Below are 20,498 nucleotides of genomic sequence, written 5' to 3'. Positions count from 1 at the left end.
AAATATTTATTGTCCGAGAAATCCGGACAGTTGTTCCTTTAACGTGTTGCGTGCCCGGAAAAGAAGGCTTTTGGTAGCGGAGACGCTGATGCCGAGAACCTGGGAGATTTCCTCATAAGAAAGATTTTCATAGCGGCGCAGCTGGATGGCGAGGGAGGCTTGTTCCGGGAGGCTGGCGATGGCGTCTTCCACAGCTTGCGTGAGCTCTTTGTGTTCCAGGGAGGAATCCGGAGACGGAGCGGTGTCGATTGAGAGAATTTGGCCGTGTTCTTCCTCAATAGCATCGGCGGAAAGGACGGGTTTTCGCTTTTGGCGACGCAGTTCATTAAAAACGAGATTGCGGACGATCGTGTACATCCAAGTCGTGAATTTGGAAGAGGGCTCGTATGTGGCGGCTCCCTTCCAAATGCGGATGAAAACCTGCTGGGAGATGTCTTCCACGTCTCCTCCATGGCGCAGCATGCTGGCTACGGTGGCGTAGACGGAGTTTTGGTGACGGCGGATCAATTCTTCCATGGCCTGTGAATCCCCTCCCCGAATCCGCAACATGAGATGTGCGTCGAGGTTGTCTTCAGTAAGGCTTTCCTGTTCGTCACTCATCCGTTCGTACAATTAACACCGGAGAAGCGCTCCGGTTGCCGTTATTTGTCTTCTTTTTTCGCGTCAGACTTTCCTATTTGTCTGCGGAAAGGTCGGGGGTGGGTGCCTGGGCCGGAAGGAGGTACAGAGCTTCTATATCGTCCAGATACCGGCTGAGGGGGGTAGGTGATGACTTGGCTGGATTTCTCAGCATGTTGATGGTAGATATGTAGGAGGAAAATGTGTTGGAAAGTGTGTGCCGGGAGTTGATTTCGTACCAGTCCATGTAGTCGCGGGCCCGTATGGCCGCCTGCATGGAAAGAGCCCGGAATTTAGCCAGTTTGTCCAGTCTCTCCTGGAGGGATTTTTTATCTAAAGGTTCCTTGGTAACCCGGCTGTTTTTCAGCAGGACAATAATTTTGATGTAGTCGGTGATCAGAGGCTTGTACGTAGGAAAGCTGCGGATGTGCAGGTAACTGAGATTGTTGAGGGTGGCGGACAATTGTTCGTAAACATTCGGTATTTTGAGGGCTTCCTCCAGATTGGAAAGGGAGATGCGGGTGGAGATGCGTGTTTCCGGATCGTATTTCAGTAGGACGAGCAATTCGTCCAGTTTCTTCTCCGTATTCTGCAGGGAGAGAGCTTCCGTAACGGCCGGAGTAGCCATGGTGGAGAGTTGGAGGCTCCACCATTTATGCAACGAAGTAGGTGTGAGGTTGAGCCTGGGGAAGTTGCGCTTGATGAGGTTTTCCGGATCGTCTGATCCAAGGATGGCTTCGTTGAGAAGTCTGAACATGGCTTCTTCGCCGGCTTTCTGATTGAGCAGACAAAGAACGATGGAACCGCAGGAAGCCTTGTAGGCGAGCAGGCTGGTAGCGTCCAATTCCTTCCAGGGGTCCTTGATGGAGAGGATGGCTTTGGGAGAGAGGATTTCCCCCCGTTCAAACAAAGTGGCGTAGAGGTTGCGGTCTGCTTGGTCGTTCTTCCATTGAACGGCTTGCTCAATGCCGGTCAGGAGCCACTGGGGAAGGGAGATGCGTTCCGGGAGCCCGTCCGGGTTGATGTCGCGGAGCATGATTTCATAGAGCAACATGGTGGTGACGGCGTTGTAGAGGGCATCCAGATCAATGCCGCGTCCCACATGCAGGTTGATGTAGTAATTGGGCTTGGTTTCGATGAGGTCGATTCCCATGCGGATCGGGTTGGCCGGGGGAGGGGTTCCGGGATTTCCGTGGAGGTTGATAAAGATGTTGTCTTTCCATGTATTGGGAAGTTTCATCAGAGAGAGGAGGCCGGAGCGTATTTCATCTGCCCTGGTGCTGATAGCCGATGTCAGATTGACGTCCTTACCGCGCACGATGAACTGTTTGGATGCGGATAAACTGGTGAATGTCTGGTTGGGTTGATGAACTGGCTGGGAGTTATCCAAAGCGGCGGGGGAGATGGGCTGGGCCGTCGGGATGGCAGACATGTCTTTTCCCGGGGCTTCTTTTCCGTCGGTATCGGTTACTGCAGGGCGGGCGGGTTCAATGATTTTACCTTCTTTCGTGACTCTTGCCGGTCTGTCCGCCGGAGCATCCGATGCATCGGAAGGTACGCTTTTTTCATCAATCGGAATGTCATCCTGTTCCTTGGCAGCGCTGCCGAGGGGCGGCTGCTTCCGGGAGGGAAGTTGCTCCGGAGCATTGATGACGGGCGGAGGGACTATTTTTTGCTCGTCGGCACTTCCGGGAAGTGCCGCCAGGAGGCCTAGTGCTGTGACGGCAACCGGAGCGCACCAGCCGAAGCCGGCTGCCAGAGTGGATAGGTTCATGGTTGCTGGCGTTCTCGGAAAAGAAATTTCCTGGCACCGATGCAGTAGGCGATGCCGGACCAGGCCGTCAGGATGATTGCCCCCCAGAGCAGGAGCGGGTAGAGCCATGCATGAGAACCGGACGGGGCACAGAGTTCGGCCAGCCAGACAAGCGGAGCCGCGACATTGGGATAGGATTTTACCGTTAGATAGAGCAGGGTTCCGGTACAAAAGGCGAGCTGAAAAGCTGTTTTCCATTTGCCCGTTCGGTCGGCTGCAATAATGATACCATGTTCCTGGGCAATTTGCCGGATACCGGTGACCAGGAATTCTCTCGTAATTATTAGAATGGTGGCCCAGGCAGGGCAGGCATCGACCGATGTCAAGTAGATGAACGCGGCGGATACGGCGATTTTGTCCGCCAGTGGATCGATCAATTTACCGAATGTGGTTACCTCCTGCAATTTACGTGCCAGGTAGCCGTCCAGCCAGTCGCTGAAAGCGGCAAGGAGAAAAGCGAGCAGGGCGACAGGATAACCAACTCTGTAATCGGGAGTCACGGAGATGGCAATAGTAAAAACGACAACGAGTGCGATGCGTGTCAGAGTGATGGAATTGGGGAGGTTAAGCATCGTTTCTCCTATTAGGGCGACTTTCTGTTCATCGGCAAGAATAATCTGTAGACGAACGAGGTTTTCCGGCAGATTGACCCTATGAATGGCAGGGAATCATATCTTCGTTTTTTTCCTCGAAACGGAAGAAGTTCAGGCGTATGTTGACCTCAGTTATGGCAACCCCCGAATTTCATTACCAGGAAATGTTCCCGCTGGCGAAGGACGAAACGAAATACCGTCTTGTTACCAGCGACTATGTCAGCGTGAGCGAATTTGAAGGAAAACCTATCCTGAAGGTAGAGCCCGAAGGGCTGCGCCTGTTGGCGGCTGAGGCTTTTCACGATATTGCTTTTTTCCTGCGCGCCTCCCATTTGGAAAAAGTGGCGGCGATCCTTGACGACCCGGAAGCGAGCGCCAATGACAAAAGTGTTGCTCTTACTCTGCTTCGCAATGCGGAAGTATCCAGTGCGGGCGTTCTGCCGTTCTGCCAGGATACGGGCACGGCCAATATCGTCGGCAAGAAGGGCCAGCAGGTCTGGACGGGGTGTGACGATACGGAATATCTTTCCCATGGCGTGTACGATGCGTATACCCAGAACAATCTCCGCTATTCCCAGACGGTTGCTTTGGACATGTATAAGGAGAAGAATACCGGGACCAATCTTCCTGCTCAGATCGACGTGTTTGCCACGGAAGGCATGAAGTACAGTTTCCTCTTCGTTGCCAAAGGAGGCGGCTCTGCCAACAAGACCTATCTTTATCAGGAAACGAAGGCTCTGCTCAATCCTGCTACCCTCAAGAAATTCCTCGTGGAAAAAATGAGTACGCTTGGTACTGCCGCTTGTCCTCCCTACCACGTGGCTTTCGTCGTCGGCGGAACATCTGCCGAGCTTTGTCTCAAGACCGCCAAACTGGCCTCTACCCGCTATTACGATGAATTGCCGACTTCCGGCAACGAATTCGGCCGTGCCTTCCGCGATGTGGAACTGGAAACCGAACTGCATGAAGAAGCCAAGAAACTCGGTCTCGGAGCCCAGTTCGGAGGCAAGTGGTACGCCTTGGACGTGCGCGTTATCCGTCTGCCCCGCCACGGCGCTTCCTGTCCGGTTGGGCTGGCCGTCTCCTGCTCCGCCGACCGCAATGCCAAAGCGAAGATTACTCCTGAAGGCATTTTCCTGGAAGAACTGGAACGCAACCCCGGCCGTTTTATTCCGGAGAGACTCCGTACGGTTTCTGCCGATGCCGTCAAGATCGACCTCAATCGTCCGATGAAGGATGTCCTTGCGGAACTTTCCCAGTACCCCGTAACGACCCGCCTCAGCCTCAACGGTACGATCGTAGTAGCTCGTGACATTGCCCATGCCAAGCTCAAGGAACGCATTGATGCTGGAGAAGGCTTGCCGGATTACATCAAGGATCATCCCGTATATTACGCTGGTCCTGCCAAGACTCCCGAAAACTACGCTTCCGGTTCCTTCGGCCCGACGACGGCCGGGCGCATGGATTCCTACGTGGATCTTTTTCAGGAAAACGGCGGCTCCTTGATCATGATTGCCAAGGGTAACCGTTCCCAGGCAGTGACGGATGCATGCAAGAAGCATGGCGGTTTCTATCTCGGCTCCATCGGCGGTCCTGCTGCCATCCTTGCCAAGGATAGTATCAAGAAGGTAGAACTTCTTGAGTACCCTGAATTGGGCATGGAAGCCATTTGGAAGATTGAAGTGGAAGACTTCCCCGCCTTTATTCTTGTGGATGACAAGGGCAATGATTTCTTTGACCAGATCCGCGCCAACTGGCCTTGGGCCTGCGGTGGTTGCGGCCATTGATCCTTGCTTTCTCAGGCATAATTGATTCTCCAGAGGGGATGCGGTTTTGGCTGCATCCCCTTTTTGCGCTTGTGTGTGATGATTAGGAAAATGTTAAAAAAGTAAAATTCCCGATAGATTGATAGGAATTGTTACGTATTTCCGTGTCGGAGACCTGAATGGGATCCCTTTGTTTCTTCTCAATCCTCAATCAAACGAATATGACACATACATTGCGCATTTCCGTACTTTCTCTTGCCTCTATCGGATGTCTTGTCCTTGCCGGAGTTTCTTCCATGGCAGAGGAGGAGAATGTCGTTCTCTCCGAGGAGTCTTCCCAGACTTTTTCTTCTGCGTTCAACAAGGCCGATGTCCTTAAAGTCGGCAATAGTGTTGCCGAATGGCAAATGGAGAACTTTTCGAAGATGAAGTCTTCTTCTTTCCCTGAAAGCTGGCTGAACGGTGCCCTGTACCTCGGCATGATGGACTGGGCCGACCTGACGGGAGACAAGAAAATCGACGATTGGCTGATGAAGAAGTTCAACAGTTTCAAATGGAGACCGGCTCCGCGCATGTACCATGCCGATGACGTGGCTGTCTGCCAGACTTACTTGGACATGTATCGCAAGCATAAAAAGGAAACCATGCTGTGGCCGACACAGGCCCGCACGGAGTGGGTAGTCAACCACCCTTCCCAAGGAAGCATGGACTTGAATTACGGCAAACCTTCTTCTTTGGAACGCTGGTCATGGTGCGATGCCCTTTTCATGGCTCCTCCGGTTTATGCCCGCATGTATGCCTTGACCGGAGACAGGAAGTTCATGGATTTTGCCGATAAGGAATATAAGGCGACGTATGATAAATTGTTCGACAAGGAAGAAAATCTTTTCTTCCGGGACAGTACCTATTTTGGCAAAAAGGAAGCCAATGGCAAAAAGATTTTCTGGGGACGCGGCAACGGATGGGTCGTAGGCGGTTTGGCGGAGATGCTCAAGGAGCTTCCTCAAGACGATAAAACCTACCGGCCTTTCTATGAAAAGTTATTTGTGACGCTTTGTTCCCGCCTTCTCAAGTTGCAGTGCAAGGACGGTTTCTGGAGGGCAAGCCTGCTTGATCCGGAAAGTTACCCTTCCCCGGAGACGAGTGCGACCGGGTTTATTACCTATGGCATGGCGTATGGTGTCGAACAGGGAATTCTTCCCCGAGACCAGTTCTTGCCTGCCGTGGAAAAGGGTTGGAAAGCCCTTGTCAATTCAGTTGGACCGGATGGCAAGCTTTATTGGGTACAACCCGTCGGGGCGGATCCCAAGCATGTGGACAAACAGAATACGGAAGTATACGGAGTCGGTGCCTTTTTGCTGACAGCGGCGGAAGTTTACAAGTTGTCCAAATAATAGAAACAGAGTGGATAGGAAGGGGAAGGAGGGATCCTTCCCCTTCTTCATTGGCCTGTTGAATGAGTATTAATTATTGAGTGGATATATGAACTTGAAATCGAAATTAAATGGTTTATTTTGCCTTTCGATGGTCGTGGGAATTTGCCAGGGTTTGGGGATGGACGAGGGTTCTTGGCGGGAGTTCCGCGACCGTATTGTGAAGCTGGAGGCGGCTCCCACTCTGCATGCTCGAGTTCTCAGGCATCATGTGGAGAATTGTTTTGGAGTGGATGAAGCCCCGGCTGTTTCCGAGAAGGATCTGGCTGCGATCCGTAAAAACATGCGTCCTGACGGATCTTTCGAAGGGATTGATTATCAGAAGAAGGATCGCTCCGCCTGGGATGCCTTACAGCATCTGGACAATTGCCGTACGCTGGCTATTGCCCTGCATGTTTTTCCGGAACATGTCCTGAAAAAATACAAGGTCAGGGAGACATGCTTGAAGTCGTTCGACTGGTGGCTTCAGAAAAGGCCCGTCAACCCCAACTGGTGGAATAACGATGTGTATGTGCCCATGATGCTGGGTAATATCTCTCTCCTACTGGATCAACAGGACATGACGCCCGGGCGACTGGCCGCATTCCGGGAAATCGTCAAGAAAATCCATCCTTCCATGACAGGACAGAACAGGTTGTGGAAAAGCTGGAATTCTTTTCTGGCAGGATTGGTAGAACGCGACGAGGAACGTGTGGAGAAGGCTCTTCATGCATTGCATGAAACGATTCGCATTGCTGCCAAGGGAGACGAGGGAATTCAGCCGGATATGTCTTTTCATCAACATGGAAGCCAGTTGTATCAGGGGAATTATGGACGGCATTATCTTCATTCAGCCGGTAAACTGGTGGCTGTGACATCCGGGTTGTCCTGTGCCAGGCCGGAAAAGGAAGTTATCGTGCAAAATTTCCTTCTTGATGGAACTCGCTGGATGTGCTGGGGCGAGCTTCTGGATTACAGCGTATGGGGACGTCAGATTTCTTACAATGACCGCGTTCAGGGACCGGATCTTGTCCATGTTTGCCGGATGTTGTCTGCGGCTGGCTCTTCCCGGAAACAGGAGATAGACGCTTTAACCCGCAGCTTGTCCGTTAAGAGGGGGGCGGCGCCATTAAAGGAAGAATCTCTGTTGGGAACCCGTGCATTTCCTTTCTCCGATTACATTGTCCATCGGGCTCCCGGCTTTATGGCGAGCGTTCGCATGTCTTCCAAAAGAACCCTGGTAGGCGAAGAATGCAATGGCGATAACTTGAAAGGGGCCTATCTTTCCGATGGATGTATGCTGACATATGGAACTGGAGGGGAATATGAAGGGATTTTTCCGGTGTGGGACTGGACCTGCATTCCAGGTACGACTGCTCGTCGCGGTTTCCTTCCTGGTTTTAAAACTTGGAGCGGCAAGAGAGGGGGAAGTGACTTTGCTGCCGTGATGAATGCCGGTACCGCAGCGATGACGCTGGAACGTTTTGGATTGAAAGCCAACAAATCGTGGTTTTTTTACCCGGATCGTGTCGTATGCCTGGGAAGCGGCATCTCCGTGGAGCCCGGTTCCCATGCCGGCAAAACGGATAATCCGATTCTGACGAGTGTAGAACAAAATCTTCTTAATGAAAAAAACGGACGGATTGCCCGGTTGAATGGGAGCGTCACGAAGGGAGTTTCCCATGGCGGATGTCTCTATTTGTTTCCTTCCGATACTCAATTGGTGATCGAAAAGGCGGAACGGCGAGGATCGTGGAAGGATATCCGTTCTGTGAGTCAGGGTGATCCTGTCTCTAAGATGGTTTTCTTGTTGGCCGTCGATCACGGTACGCAACCGTCCGGTGCCGGGTATGCCTACCAGGTGCTTCCAGGAGGAGGATTGACTGGAAAGAATTCTCCGGATGCCCTTTGGAATGGAGTGAAGATTGTTTGCAATACGGAGTCCGTCCACGCTGTTGCCCGTGATGGAGAAGTGCGTATTGCCTTTTTTAAGCCAGCTGAGTGCAAGCTTCCAAATGGTAAGATTCTTGCGTCGCAGATTCCTTGTTTGGTGTGCGTGGATGCCCGAGGGGGAATGACGGCGGCTCTTCCGCAAGGTGATGCGACCGGTAAGAACGGAACATGCCTGTTGATTCTGGATGGACGGGAAATGCGTGTGCCTCTGGAATCCTGAAACAGGGAACTATGGTGACCGTACAGATGTTCCCAAAATGACAAGATTAGGAGGAAGTAACTCATTTTCTTGATTTTGGAGAGAACATATGTCAGGAATAAGTAAGATATGGACATTATCTTATACCTTATTTTGCCATTCATGCTGTTCGGTCTTGCTTGCGAAATAGTCGAGTATGCGGCTCGGAAACGGTCTTGCCAGTTTTGTAAAAAGGTTTTCTATTCCATCATGGCTCTTGGAGTGTTCGCGCTGATTGGTGCGACATGTTTTATTGAAAAGCATTTTGGCGAGATGGTTGCTATCGCGTCATTTATTATGTTGGCGATGTATGGATTCTGGAAAATGTGGGTTGTCGGTAAGGCGACCGGCGTAGAGGATGATGATGATGCCGATGGTGGATGCGAGAATTAGACGCCTGTAGAGGACATGAAAATACCGGCGGGCAAATTGCTTGCCGCCGGTATTGTTGAAATCAGGTAGTTTGATTGACGGGATTAGGAACGATTGCCTCTTCTGGGATTGCGTCCGGCAGTGGCAGACGACGGGGAATCCGAATTGGATGTCTTGGGGGAGAGGAGTGCCTCCAGATCGCGCAGAGCCTGGTTTTTGTCATTGGGGTCCTGTAGCGCGCTGATGGCCTTCTTCATGTTATTCAAGGCACGAACTTCGTCGCCGAGGTTGAAGCAGGCTTTTTCCATTTCCCACTGGCGCTTGAGGCGTAACTTGGCAGCGGAAGCTTCGGATGTCTTTTTGTCGTCTCCGGAAGCTGCGACCAGGGCGGATTCCAGGAAGATACGGCGCTGGTATTGTGTCCTGTAATTTTCAAAATCGCCTTTGTCGATGTATGGCTTCAGGATCACACGCTCATAGATACCGCCGATATCGCCGATGTTGTCCGGGATTTCCCTGGACCGGAAGTCCGATATGTCGAGGTATTGGCGGATGGCGTTGGAAGCGCCGCCGACGGAGAAGATCTGATCGGCTATGTCCTTGGAGTTGGAGCCGATTTCATTCAGAAGGGACTGTGCGCTGGACGAGACATCCAATTCCGTTTCCTGCCTTTCGGCAGCAGCCTTTTTCAGACAGACGAGCATCCATTTCAACTGGATCTGCAGGGCTTTTTTGAAACCGGGCTTGGTGTTGGATCCGGTCATTTGCTTTTTCCAGTCATTGAAGGCACTGGCTGGCGATTGGGCTCTGTTGTTGCCTGCTCCGCCTCTGCCTCCCATCATGAAGAAACGTCCGCCTCCTCCGCGAGAGGCACCCAGAATACGTGAAGTCATGCTCTCCGTATTTGTGAAAGAATCCTTCATGGCTTTCAAGTAGAGATCCATAGCGGCATTTTCGCTGGCGGTTGCTGCAGTGATGGCTGCTTCCGCTTTTTTCAAACGGGAGGAGCTGAGAGTGTTGAAGCTGTTTTTCGCTTGTTCAAGCCATGTTGCAGCTTCCTGGCGTTGGGCGTCCGTCAGTTTTTCCTGCGCGGGAGCGATGGAGATCCCGATAGATGCGGCTGCAATGATCCAGCATAGCCGGGGAAATGATCTGGAATGATATGGGGTGTTCATTTTGTAGAGGAAGGGGTTATTTATTAAAACACCGGTAGTGCGTATTGGTTGCAAGTAAAAAATAAATTGTTGTTTATATTTTCTAACCTTTGAAAACAAAAGGCAACGGAGCCTTTCCTTACGAGGGAATGGCTCCGTTTTAATAGTGTGTTTGACGGATTTGAGTCCGCTCTATTTACCCGTTAGAGGGGCAGGGGGAATGCACGGTTGAATTCGTAAACTTCCTCACGGAGAGCTTCGAAGGCGGCCGGATCGGGATGAACCTGTTCGGCGGCGTGAAGGGCCAGGGCACGAGAAATGAATTCAGCCACTTTTTCCACATCTTTTTCCAGCATGCCGCGCGTTGTGACGGCGGGTGTGCCGATGCGGATGCCGGAGGGTTTTGCCGGGGAACCGGTGTCATAGGGGATAGCGTTCTTGTTGACGGTGATGCCGACCCGGTCAAGGGTGATTTGGGCATCGGCTCCATTCATTCCCTTGGACCGCAGATCTACCATGAAAACATGGTTGTCGGTGCCATTGGCCACAATGCGGAAGCCGAGTTCCTTTAGCTTGTTGGACATCGCGCTGGCATTGGCGACGATCTGCTTGGCATAAGTCTTGAATTCGGGCTTCAAGGCCTCTCCGAAACAGGCTGCCTTGGCGGCGATGACGTGCATGAGAGGTCCCCCCTGGACGCCGGGGAATACGGTGGAATCGATTTTCTTGGCGAATTCTTCGCGGCAGATGATGAAGCCGCCGCGTGGACCGCGCAGGGACTTGTGAGTCGTGGATGTGACGAAATCGGCGTAGGGGACGGGATTCGGGTGCTCTCCTGCGGCAACGAGGCCGGCGATGTGAGCCATGTCCACGAAGAGGTAGGCTCCGCAGGACTTGGCGATTTGTCCCATGCGTTCAAAGTCGATGATGCGGGAGTAGGCACTGGCTCCGGCCGTGATCATGTTAGGCTTGAGTTCCATGGCAACCTTTTCCAGAGCATCGTAGTCGATGGTTTCGGTTTCTTGGGAAACACCGTAGTGGACGACATTGTAAAGCTTGCCGGAGAAGTTGGCCTTGTGACCGTGGGTCAGGTGGCCGCCATGGGCGAGATCCATCGTCAGGATGGTATCGCCCGGTTTGAGAACGGAAAAGTAGACGGCCATGTTGGCCTGGGAACCCGAGTGAGGTTGGACATTGGCGTGGTCTCCGCCGAAGATTTGCAGGACCCGGTCGATGGCGAGTTGTTCGACCATGTCGACAAATTCACATCCTCCGTACCAGCGGCGGCCGGGATAGCCTTCAGCATATTTGTTGGTCAGGAGGGATCCCTGGGCTTCGCGGACGGCCCGTGAAGCGAAATTTTCGGAAGCGATCAATTCGATGTTGTTGCGTTGGCGCTGGCCTTCTTCCTGGATCAGGGCAGCCAGGACGGGATCGCTCATCAGCAGCGGACTGCCAGAAGATTTGATGACGCGGCGTTCGTGGCGTCCTCCTTCAAATTCTGCGGCAAGCCAGGCTTCCAGAACATCTTCCACGGCTTCGGAATCAACGTAGGCGGATCCCATGCAGAGGATGTTGGAGTTGTTGTGCTGACGGGATAGCGCGGCGGCCGGAGCTGTGCGGCAGGTAGCGGCGCGGACGCCGATCCAGCGGTTGGCCGCAATGTTCATTCCGATACCGGTGCGGCAGATCAGAATGCCTTTGTCACTGGAACCGTCTGCGACGGAACTTGCAACGGCATTGGCATAATCGGCGTAATCGCAGGAGGCCTTGGTGTATGTGCCTTTGTCCGTGACTTCATGACCCCAGCCGCGGAGGAATTCGATGACAGTTTCCTTCAAGTCTACTCCGGCGTGGTCGGAGCCGATGGCTATTCTGTATTTTGCGTCCATGGTTACAAGTGATAATATCGCACCCGTATTCTGTCAGTTTCGGCTTAACAAGCAAGCTCCTTCTGCGTTTGAATTTCCCGAGGAGCGGTTCCGGTTGGACTTGTGGTGGTGAAATGAGGAGTGGTTGCCCCGGTCATTATTCCAGCACCAGCGTCTGCCTGAGTTGGATGCCGCAGGTAGGTTGTCCGGTCGGTTCCTGGTCGGCTGTGGATGAACCGGTAGGAATATCGATACCTGTGCGGTCAGCCCTGTTTTGTTTTTTATTCTTGGAATTAGGGATGAAGGCCGAAGCATTGCCCAGTTGTATTTCAACAGGGCCGGGAGGGTTGATCCATTGCTGGTTGGCGTCGACGAGGGCCAGGAGTTCCGGCGTGAGTTTGAATGTCACGGTACGGCCTTCTCCGGGAGCCAGATGGATGCGTTCAAAACCCCGGAGGTTTTGGTCGTAGGTAACGACGGGGGAAAGCAGGCGATGTGTGTAGAGTTGGACGACTTCGTCTCCGGCTCGTTGGCCTGTGTTGGTCACGGTGCAGGAGACGGTGATGGTATCCGTGACGGATGGGGCTTTCCCTTCGCTCCTGCCGTTCCAATCCATCTTCATATTGCTGAATTGGAATGTAGTGTAACTGAGACCGTGACCGAATTTCCACAACGTACCGGAAACGGAGGCTCCCTTCAGTTCGAGTTGGGACGCCGAGATGCTGGGAAAATTGAAGGGAAGCTGGCCGACTGATTTAGGGAAGGTGGTGGTGAGCTTGCCTCCGGGGTTGATGTCTCCAAAGATGACTTCGGCTATGGCAGTGTCGCCATAGGCTCCGGGGAAGAATGCCTGGATGATTGCCGGGGAGAGCTTGTTGGCCCAGTTGATGCTGTTGGCTCGTCCGCTGTTGTGGATGATGACGACCGGTTTGCCGGTGGCGGCTACGGCGCGGATCAGGTCGTCCTGTCTACCCGGGAGGTCGAGTCCGGTGCGGGAAGCTCCTTCTCCGACGGTTGAGGCGATCAAATCTCCTACGGCGATGATGGCGACGTCTGCCTGGCGAGCTTGTTCGACGGCTTCATCGATCATTTTCTGTTCTTTGTCCGTGGGAGCTTCCCTCATGATTTCCGTTTCCGGCCAGCGTTCGTCGCGGTGATTGCAGCCTTTGGTATAAAGGACTTTGACATTGTGGGCCGCTGCTTTTTCCTCAATGGTTTTCCGCAAGGTGACGACTCCCTTGGAATCGATGGTCCCGTAGCGGTTGACAGCCAGGGCGGGGGTGTCGGCGTTTGGCCCGCAGACAGCGATGGTCTTGAGTGCGTTGATGTCGAGAGGCAGGGTGTTGTTGTCGTTCTTGAGCAGGACGATGGATTCCCTGGCGGCTTTTCTGGCCAGTTCCAGGTTTTCGGGAGAACGCACGGCCCGGTCGGCTTGGCTGATATCTTTATAGGGCTGGTCGAAGAGTCCCAGATTGAATTTGACTTTCAAGACATCGGCAACCCGTTGGTCGATGACCTCCATCGGGACGGCTCCTTCCCGGACGAGCTCCCGCAGGGGCAGGACATACTTGTCCGGCATGGTGAAGTTGGTTCGGACGTTCAATCCGGCTAGGATGGATTGCCGAACGGCATCTTTCTGGTCCCTGGCCGTGCGCCGCGTCGTGTGCTGCCATTCCACGGCGTTGCTGTCGCTGACAATGTAGCCGTTGAATCCCATGCGTTCCCGAAGGATGTCATGCAGGAAATGGCGGCTCGACTGGACAACGTCACCGGAATAGTCGTTGTACGAACTCATGATGCCTTCCGGCTGTGCTTCGCGGATGACGCGCGCAAAGGGCCACAGGTGGATGGCTTCCGCTTCTGAGGGGCTGCATTGCGGGTCAAGCCGGGCTTCTCCTTCGCGGGCTCCCTTGTTGTTGGAGTGGATGGCAAAATGCTTGAGCGTGGAGGCTACTCCCGCCTTGCGGATGCCGCGTACCATGCCTATGCCCAGTTCGGAAACAAGGTAGGGGCTTTCGCCGAAGTCTTCGGGGCAGCGCCCCCAGCGCGGATCACGGATGACGTCGAGGAGAGGTGCGTAGATGTTTGTGTAGCCGATTGCCGCTGCTTCCTTGCCCATGACTTCTCCTACTTGACGGACGAGATCCCGGTCCCAGGTACAGCCAAGGGCCAGAGGATAGGGGAAGTTGGTAGACTTCAGATAGTTGAGGCCTCCGACCGCTTCATTGGTGAAGTCGGCGGGAATGCCAAGACGGGTATCTTCAATGAAGAAACGCTGGATTTCATTGATAGCCCATGCATGTTTGGAGGCGGGGAAAACCCATTCGTTGTTCCGTAGGCCGTTGAGATGTTCGTCGATATTGCCGATGCCGTCTTTCCAAAGCCGTGTTGTCCAGGATTGCATGGGAAGGGCATCGGGGAGGACGCGCTTGTAGCCGTAGAGCGTGGCCAGTTGCGCGGTTTTTTCGTCAAGGGTCATTTGTGAGACGAGGTCGGCAACGCGTTTTTCCGTCGGTTGCCCGGGGTCTTCGTAGATGTCCTTTTTCCCGTTTTTGTTGAGATCGATCCATCCTTCCCGGTAGATGTCGTGCCGCGTGATGACGGGGACGTTTTGTTCCATGCATTCGTCATAGGAGGGCTTGTGGAGAAGGCTGTCCGCTGCTTGGAGAACAGAAGAACCAATTCCTGTCGCGATCACGCAAAAACAGGAACAACGAGTGAGGGTGGAGAAAGTCATAAGAGAAAGGCAGGAGGGCTATTTGTCCTGAATAATCGTCAATTATACAATACCGCATACTATGCTCATTCCATTCGTAGGCGTCAAACACATATTTCATCTTCTCCTCCTTCTCTTGGTCTGTTCATTTCGGACTTGGAAAGACTCTTTCCCTGGGGGAGGAGAACGGATTCCCTCCCTCGGAGAGGACATGAAAAATTACCTGATTTTCGACTTTTATAAAAATAGTCTTGCAATCAATGTTAGTTTTATCTAACTTTCTTTCGAGATGAAAAATCCTCAACCCCAAGGACGGAGAACTTCGCCAGGCATTCGGTCGCGATTCAAGAAATTGTTGTCGGAAACATTTCTCATGAATCGCGGAAATGTTGACGCGTCGTGTCCTGCCTCGTCGTGCTGCCGCGGATGTTGTGGAGGTGCATGTGGTTTGTGTTCTTCTTCTTGTTCGCCTCAGGCGGCGAAGAGAACGGATGCCGCATCGCGCCAAGCGGATGCCGGCATGTAGAAACGATAGGATTTCCTCATTTCATCCCTTTTTGTGAATAGCCATAACAATCATTCACAACGGCATGTTTTCCGTTTTGTACGGGTCGGAGGCCATGCTGACGGGGGTGAACCCGTGACGGATTTAAGGTGCATAACATAATTCCAAGTGAGTTAAATTAATTGCAGGTGAATGTGGCGCTGCAGCTTTTCGCGAAGTTGCAGCGCTGCTTTTTAAGTATGCATGACATGCCTGCCACGGGAATGGGGGGACTTGTAAAAGATCAAAGCCATTCTCTCGGAAGGGAATGGCTTTGATGAAAAGATGGGGTACAGGACGGGACTCGAACCCGCAACAACCAGAACCACAATCTGGGGCTCTACCATTGAACTACCTGTACCATTTGGTAGAAATGCGGACGCAATCTACACGGTACGCCGCGATTGTACAAGAGAATTTTTGGATGAACGGAAAAATTTTCGATAATGATGTCAAAACCGGGATTCCGGGGCAAACTACATGTGCTGAACCGGTGAAGAAGGGGAGGCCGGAGAAGAGAATGGCTGCATTTCTTCGACAAGATTTTGTGCCGAATGGAGACATTGTTCCCATAGTCGGTCATCCCACCGGAGAGGGGGGACGAGGTCGCGTGAAAAGCGTTCCAGACGAAGAAGCGATTCATCTCTGTCCGTGCCGTTTTGCGGGGAAGGGCGGGGATGCCATTCATTGAGATGTTCCTCGGCATGATGACAGATCAGTACGAGGTCGCAACCGGCCTCCAGTGCCATGTCCGCGGCCTGCGGGACTCCGTAGTTGTTGGTGATAGCACCCATGCAGAGGTCGTCCGTCATGATGACGCCCTTGTAACCGAGCTGGAAGCGGAGCAGGCCTGTCATGATTGTATGTGACAGAGTGGCGGGCAGGTTGGCATCCAGGTGAGGAACGAGAATGTGGGCGGACATGATAGCGGGCAGTTCCGGCTCCAGCGCCATGAAGGGAATGAGAGAGGATTGCAGCAATTCTTCTCGCGATGCGTCGATTGTGGGCAGATCGGCGTGCGGATCGCTTTGGGCAAGTCCCATGCCGGGGAAGTGCTTGGCACAGGTGGTTATTCCGTAGTGGCGCAGGTTGCGGTTGAACATGCCTCCCATGGAGACGACTTCGTCCGGAGTTATGCCCCAGCACCGGCTGGGCAATGCGTTGCGAACGGTTTCATCGTGGCAGATATCCAGCACAGGTGCAAGATCCATGTTGAATCCGAGCAGGCGCAGCGAGATGGCGATATTTTCTGCCATTTTGACGAGGGCGGGGATATTGCCTGATCGGCGGATTTGGCTAGCGGCCGGAAGTTCCAGTCCAAGTGCAGTTGTTCGGACGACACGACCCCCTTCCTGGTCGACGGCGATGACCGGGACATGGCGGCACAGAGCCCGGAGGGAATCGGTCAGTTCCCTGGTTTGCCGGGCGTTGGCGATATTGCGGGAGAACAAAACAAATCCCGCCGGCTGGCACCGGCGGATCAAGTCTTCTTCTCCGGGGGTAAGGCGGAGTCCGCCTATCCCCATGAGAACGGGGAGCATAGGGGGAACGGGATTAGTTTTCCAGAATTTCCACCTCATAGCCGTCGGGATCGGTGACGAATGCCATCTTCAGCCCTCCCTGGGTGAAAGATTCCTTCCAATCGCCGGGCCAGATGTCGATGCCTTGTGTTTCTAGCTCTGCACAGTAGGAGACGATATCATCGACTCCGATGCACGTATGCATCAAATCCTCCGGAACCTTGACTTCGTATTCGGGACTCCAGCAGAGTTCCAATTGATGTTCGGCGCCGGGGACGTTCAAATAGGCAAGCTTGTTGCCCTGGGGGGAGACGGATTGCCTTGCCAGCTCGAAGCCGAGCTTCGTGTAGAATGCAATCGTGGCTTCCATGTCGGCTACTCGAATGCGGGTATGGAGGAATTTCATCATAACGGGAAAAGGAGTGAGAGAGTTATCCCAGGAGGCTCGATCGCGAGAACAGGGGGAAAACGGGAATGCCGCGAGCTTCGATTGCCTGGCGTCCGCCTTCTTCGCGGTCGACCAGCACGAGCGCTGCCGCTACCTTGCCGCCTTCTGCCTCAATAGCGTCAATTGCTTTCAGCGTGGATCCGCCTGTCGTGATGACGTCGTCTACGACGAGGACAGTGTCGCCGCTATTGAAGTTACCTTCGATGCGGCGTCCGCGCCCATGGTCTTTGGCTTCCTTGCGGACGGTGAACACCTGAAGCATTTTGTCGGCTTTTCGTAGGGCTCCGGTCATTCCGATCGCCAAGGAAATAGGGTCGGCTCCCATTGTCATGCCGCCAATGGCACAAATCTCGGGGAACTGACGGAGAATTTCTCCTTCGACCAAGTCCCAGCCGATACTGCCGATCAATGTTGCCCCCACGGGATCAAGCGCCGTCACTCGGCAGTCTACGTACAGATCGGAGACTTTGCCGGATGCGAGAGTAAAAGTGCCGGTACGTACAGATTTCTGGAGGAGAATGGATTTGAGATGTTCCTGAGGGGATTGCATGATCGTCTACTGGAGTTGAAAAACTGAATATACATAGTTTATAGCATAACTGTTGTTCAAAGCAATGCGGAAGATCGTGATTTTTTGAACATTTGTACAATAAATATTACAAAGGCATTCCTCTTGTTGGGAATATTTATATCCTTTAATTATCAATGATTTATGGTGATTATTTTTTGTTTTCTTTCATTCTGTTCTTGAGGTGGAGTAGCGATTTCAAAATCCGCTATCAAGAAGAAATTTACCCTTTCTGGAAAAAGATATCCGTGATGGTATTTTTTCACAAAAAATTGATTTCAAAATAATTATAAAATATTTATAATTAGAACATTATGAATCATTTATGACGGATTTTGAATACGATATGTTCAGAGCGTCAATTCTTTCTCTTTTTCATTCTATGAAACTTCGATTACCCTCGTTGTTGCGTGCGGCTGTTGTCGCATGCATATCTTCCGTATCCGTGTGCACCACCGTTGCTACCGGTACATTTGCCACAGGCGCTTGTGTGCTGATCGTTTCCTCCATGATGTCTCCGGCCTATGCGGCGGAATGGTATGAGCAATATCTAAATATCGACTATGCTTCTCAAACGATAACAGCTGCCGGACAGGCGGGAATCGTTACGGAAGATACAAATTTTGTTTTGGATTATGCAGGAACGGCAAATATTGTTTTTTCCGGAGCAGATAATCATATTAAACTAACAGGAAGGGAAACTGCGGCCTATCAAGTGGGAACGGATGCTTTGTCTTCTTCGTTATGGTTGGCCTCCGGATCGTTTAACGTTTTTACGAATAATCTATCCAACGCAGGTGTCTTGATCATTGACGGGGGACGTATGTATTTGCCTCAATCTTCCGGTAGTTTATCTGGTGGCGGATGGATTGGGAATGACATGATTTTTGGCAGGAGTACCTGGAGTGATGGCGCATCCTATAGTAGCCAGCATACGATGCAATGGGGAGGAAGAGTCCACATTTTAGATTCAGGCACGTTGATTAATAATAGAGGTGGTGGCTCCTATTATATCAATATTTACAGTGTTTTTTCCGGGAATGGAGATTTTGAAAAAAATGGAACTGGGCCGATTCGTTTCGATATAACAACCCGCTCCGAGGACGGGAAGACATACACTGCTGATTTTAGTCAATTCAAGGGAAGTATTGTAAGTAAGCAAGGGAGTATAGAATTCCAAAAAGGGGTAATTATGACCGGTTATTCCGGCAATCTTGTTGTTGGAGGAGGAACAATCAAATTGAATGCGGACCTGGATTTGTCCGGATTCAAGGGTAATCTTGTTTCAAAAACAGGTGGAACATTTTCTATTGCAACCTCTTTGTCCGGGGATTCCCTTGGTTGCGACGTCATCTCGAATGGCGGTACCATGACGATCAATGGTGCCGGCGGTTTGAATGGGTTTGCCGGCCGTTTGATTGCCGAGGGCGGGAATATTACGTTGGGCGTTGATTATGATCTGAAAGATCTCAAATTGCTGAAAGCTTCCAATGGTATCATTGATCTGCACAAGGAGGGAACCGGGAAAGACATCTCCAATGTTAAAATAGAACTCGGTGACGGTGGGATTCTTAGATTCCCCGGTACGGGCAAGGTCAATGTCTCTTCCATTACGCTTGATCCGGCTGCCGCTTCTTCGGAGATTCTGATCCGGGGAGGCAATGTGACGTTTACTGTCGGTTCCTTGTCTGGCGGGAAGGCGGATTCAGTTCTGACATTGAGTCGTGACTATGGTAATCCGGCCATCTCGACCGTTGTGCTGAATGGTGACAATGATTTTGCGGGAACAATACGGGTCGGCAGCATGTGCAATTCCAGTAACGGAGGGAAAACCCAAGTCCTCCAGTTGAACAGTGCCAAGGCTGCCCAGTATGCGACGATCAGTCTTTATGGTGTCAACAATAGCGCGGGGACATATGGCTCCAGCGTGTTGGATCTGGTTCTAAATGATACGACGATCGGTGGTCTGAAAAGTGAAACTGCTTACAATTTGGTGCGTTCCAATGATACGCAACGGACATTGACGATCAACGCAGCTGCTTCTGCAAACAATGATTTTACGAGCGCTGTCGGAGCAAACGTGAGTATTGTCAAGACGGGAGCGGGAAAACAGACCTTCAGCGGGGATTTGTCAGCCGTTGACAAGGACTGGACCGTGAATGGCGGTGCCCTTGTGATTAAGACCGATTCATTGGCAACTCAAGTGCATATCGGTAACGGTGGATCTCTGCATGCCGGAGGTATCGTGAAGTTGGGAACAGTTTCGGCGGTTGGTTCCAATCTGACGCTTCTGGATGGAGGGGAAGTGGAAGGAATCGTCGGTAAGAGTTTTGCATCGACTAATTTGTCCGGAACTTCGCAGATCAACCTGATGCTGGATGCTTCCACCTCTACTTTTGGCTTGGGAACGATCAGCCTGGACAATACCGGATCCACTCTTTCCCTTCTTCTTGATGGAACGGTTCTGAAAAATGATTCTAACGAAATTACGAATCTGGATATTACAGCGTCATTCGTCGGAGGCAGTGTTCCCTCCTGGCTTGGCAATTCCATAATGGCCAAGTACGGGACAGAACTTTACTCCTGTACTTATAAAGACGGACATTTGGTGTTTTCCATTCAGTCGGCATTGGTGCAGGACAGCCCGTCCGGAGATTCTCTTGTTTACAACCGCATTGGCGGGGAAACTCTGGCTGTCAAATCAAACGGCGAAACATCGTATACGATGAAACGCTTGATTGTGGATACGCTGGCCGATGATCCTAATAATGATACATTGACGTTGAACGGAGTCACTCTGAATGTTAAAGAAACTTTGTCTTTTAACGAAACCACAGGGACATTTACGATTGAGGACGGGAGTAACGCGGGGTTCCTGCTCGTCTCCTCTCTCAACATGGGGGGAGGGGATT

At 52.1% G+C, this 20,498-nt stretch carries 14 protein-coding genes and 1 tRNA gene; 5 read left to right on the top strand and 10 right to left on the bottom strand.

The window, feature by feature from the left end; all coding sequences use genetic code 11:
* Positions 1-6: 6 nt before the first annotated feature.
* The 3 genes from QET40_RS10775 to pgsA all read right to left on the bottom strand — a co-directional run bounded on the left by QET40_RS10775 (position 7) and on the right by pgsA (position 3,003).
* Positions 7-600 carry a sigma-70 family RNA polymerase sigma factor gene (locus tag QET40_RS10775; RefSeq protein ID WP_280127179.1) on the bottom strand — a complete coding sequence of 198 codons (594 nt, stop codon included), beginning with the start codon at positions 598-600 and terminating at the stop codon, positions 7-9.
* 73 nt (positions 601-673) lie between these two features.
* The gene (locus tag QET40_RS10770) at positions 674-2,392 is read right to left on the bottom strand and encodes a hypothetical protein (RefSeq protein ID WP_280127178.1); all 1,719 of its coding nucleotides are present in this window, start codon (positions 2,390-2,392) and stop codon (positions 674-676) included.
* Complete coding sequence (gene pgsA / locus QET40_RS10765) at positions 2,389-3,003, bottom strand: CDP-diacylglycerol--glycerol-3-phosphate 3-phosphatidyltransferase (RefSeq protein ID WP_280127177.1); 615 nt, start codon at positions 3,001-3,003, stop codon at positions 2,389-2,391. The genes QET40_RS10770 and pgsA overlap by 4 nt, the downstream gene beginning before the upstream one ends.
* A gap of 155 nt (positions 3,004-3,158) precedes the next feature.
* On the opposite strand from pgsA, the gene QET40_RS10760 reads away from it, so the two are divergent.
* The 4 genes from QET40_RS10760 (at position 3,159) to QET40_RS10745 (ending at position 8,786) form a co-directional block, all read left to right on the top strand.
* The gene (locus QET40_RS10760) at positions 3,159-4,811 is read left to right on the top strand and encodes a fumarate hydratase (protein WP_345783079.1); all 1,653 of its coding nucleotides are present in this window, start codon (positions 3,159-3,161) and stop codon (positions 4,809-4,811) included.
* A 275-nt stretch (positions 4,812-5,086) separates the two neighbouring features.
* Positions 5,087-6,184, top strand: coding sequence for a glycoside hydrolase family 88 protein (locus tag QET40_RS10755; RefSeq protein WP_345783078.1), 1,098 nt, complete (start codon positions 5,087-5,089; stop codon positions 6,182-6,184).
* Between the two features lie 136 nt (positions 6,185-6,320).
* On the top strand, positions 6,321-8,375 hold the full coding sequence (locus QET40_RS10750) for a polysaccharide lyase family 8 super-sandwich domain-containing protein (protein ID WP_280127174.1): 2,055 nt from the start codon (positions 6,321-6,323) through the stop codon (positions 8,373-8,375).
* 108 nt (positions 8,376-8,483) lie between these two features.
* Positions 8,484-8,786 carry a hypothetical protein gene (locus QET40_RS10745; protein WP_280127173.1) on the top strand — a complete coding sequence of 101 codons (303 nt, stop codon included), beginning with the start codon at positions 8,484-8,486 and terminating at the stop codon, positions 8,784-8,786.
* Between the two features lie 83 nt (positions 8,787-8,869).
* On the opposite strand, the gene QET40_RS10740 is transcribed toward QET40_RS10745, so the two are convergent.
* From QET40_RS10740 to pyrE, 7 genes are all read right to left on the bottom strand, one after another.
* Positions 8,870-9,940 (bottom strand): hypothetical protein, encoded by a 1,071-nt coding sequence (locus tag QET40_RS10740; RefSeq protein ID WP_280127172.1) that lies wholly within the window; start codon positions 9,938-9,940, stop codon positions 8,870-8,872.
* Positions 9,941-10,122: 182 nt separating this feature from the next.
* Positions 10,123-11,811 (bottom strand): ribose 5-phosphate isomerase B, encoded by a 1,689-nt coding sequence (rpiB, locus tag QET40_RS10735; protein WP_280127171.1) that lies wholly within the window; start codon positions 11,809-11,811, stop codon positions 10,123-10,125.
* A gap of 136 nt (positions 11,812-11,947) precedes the next feature.
* Complete coding sequence (locus QET40_RS10730) at positions 11,948-14,527, bottom strand: glycoside hydrolase family 3 N-terminal domain-containing protein (RefSeq protein WP_280127170.1); 2,580 nt, start codon at positions 14,525-14,527, stop codon at positions 11,948-11,950.
* An 809-nt stretch (positions 14,528-15,336) separates the two neighbouring features.
* Positions 15,337-15,411: transfer RNA gene (locus QET40_RS10725), tRNA-His, on the bottom strand.
* 115 nt (positions 15,412-15,526) lie between these two features.
* Positions 15,527-16,591: a beta-N-acetylhexosaminidase gene (gene nagZ, locus QET40_RS10720; RefSeq protein ID WP_280127169.1), complete on the bottom strand. Its 1,065-nt coding sequence runs from the start codon at positions 16,589-16,591 to the stop codon at positions 15,527-15,529.
* 13 nt (positions 16,592-16,604) lie between these two features.
* Positions 16,605-16,979, bottom strand: coding sequence for a VOC family protein (locus QET40_RS10715; RefSeq protein ID WP_280127168.1), 375 nt, complete (start codon positions 16,977-16,979; stop codon positions 16,605-16,607).
* 22 nt (positions 16,980-17,001) lie between these two features.
* Positions 17,002-17,568, bottom strand: a complete 567-nt coding sequence (pyrE, locus tag QET40_RS10710; protein ID WP_280127167.1) for an orotate phosphoribosyltransferase — start codon at positions 17,566-17,568, stop codon at positions 17,002-17,004.
* 400 nt (positions 17,569-17,968) lie between these two features.
* Here pyrE and QET40_RS10705 point away from each other — a divergent pair.
* The coding region (locus QET40_RS10705) for a hypothetical protein (protein ID WP_280127166.1) at positions 17,969-20,498 on the top strand (2,530 nt) is incomplete at its 3' end.

The sequence above is a fragment of the Akkermansia sp. N21169 genome (assembly GCF_029854675.1).
Taxonomy (GTDB): domain Bacteria; phylum Verrucomicrobiota; class Verrucomicrobiia; order Verrucomicrobiales; family Akkermansiaceae; genus Akkermansia.
The sequence above is the reverse complement of the archived record's forward strand: the minus strand, read 5'-3'. Positions and strand labels throughout refer to the sequence as shown.

What these genes read in the sequence shown, in the direction of transcription:
- QET40_RS10775 (WP_280127179.1), bottom strand. Translation starts at nt 600, where the DNA reads ATGAGTGACGAACAGGAAAGCCTTACTGAAGACAACCTCGACGCACAT.
- QET40_RS10770 (WP_280127178.1), bottom strand. Translation starts at nt 2,392, where the DNA reads ATGAACCTATCCACTCTGGCAGCCGGCTTCGGCTGGTGCGCTCCGGTT.
- pgsA (WP_280127177.1), bottom strand. Translation starts at nt 3,003, where the DNA reads ATGCTTAACCTCCCCAATTCCATCACTCTGACACGCATCGCACTCGTT.
- QET40_RS10760 (WP_345783079.1), top strand. Translation starts at nt 3,159, where the DNA reads ATGGCAACCCCCGAATTTCATTACCAGGAAATGTTCCCGCTGGCGAAG.
- QET40_RS10755 (WP_345783078.1), top strand. Translation starts at nt 5,087, where the DNA reads ATGGCAGAGGAGGAGAATGTCGTTCTCTCCGAGGAGTCTTCCCAGACT.
- QET40_RS10745 (WP_280127173.1), top strand. Translation starts at nt 8,484, where the DNA reads ATGGACATTATCTTATACCTTATTTTGCCATTCATGCTGTTCGGTCTT.
- QET40_RS10740 (WP_280127172.1), bottom strand. Translation starts at nt 9,940, where the DNA reads ATGAACACCCCATATCATTCCAGATCATTTCCCCGGCTATGCTGGATC.
- rpiB (WP_280127171.1), bottom strand. Translation starts at nt 11,811, where the DNA reads ATGGACGCAAAATACAGAATAGCCATCGGCTCCGACCACGCCGGAGTA.
- QET40_RS10730 (WP_280127170.1), bottom strand. Translation starts at nt 14,527, where the DNA reads ATGACTTTCTCCACCCTCACTCGTTGTTCCTGTTTTTGCGTGATCGCG.
- nagZ (WP_280127169.1), bottom strand. Translation starts at nt 16,591, where the DNA reads ATGCTCCCCGTTCTCATGGGGATAGGCGGACTCCGCCTTACCCCCGGA.
- QET40_RS10715 (WP_280127168.1), bottom strand. Translation starts at nt 16,979, where the DNA reads ATGATGAAATTCCTCCATACCCGCATTCGAGTAGCCGACATGGAAGCC.
- pyrE (WP_280127167.1), bottom strand. Translation starts at nt 17,568, where the DNA reads ATGCAATCCCCTCAGGAACATCTCAAATCCATTCTCCTCCAGAAATCT.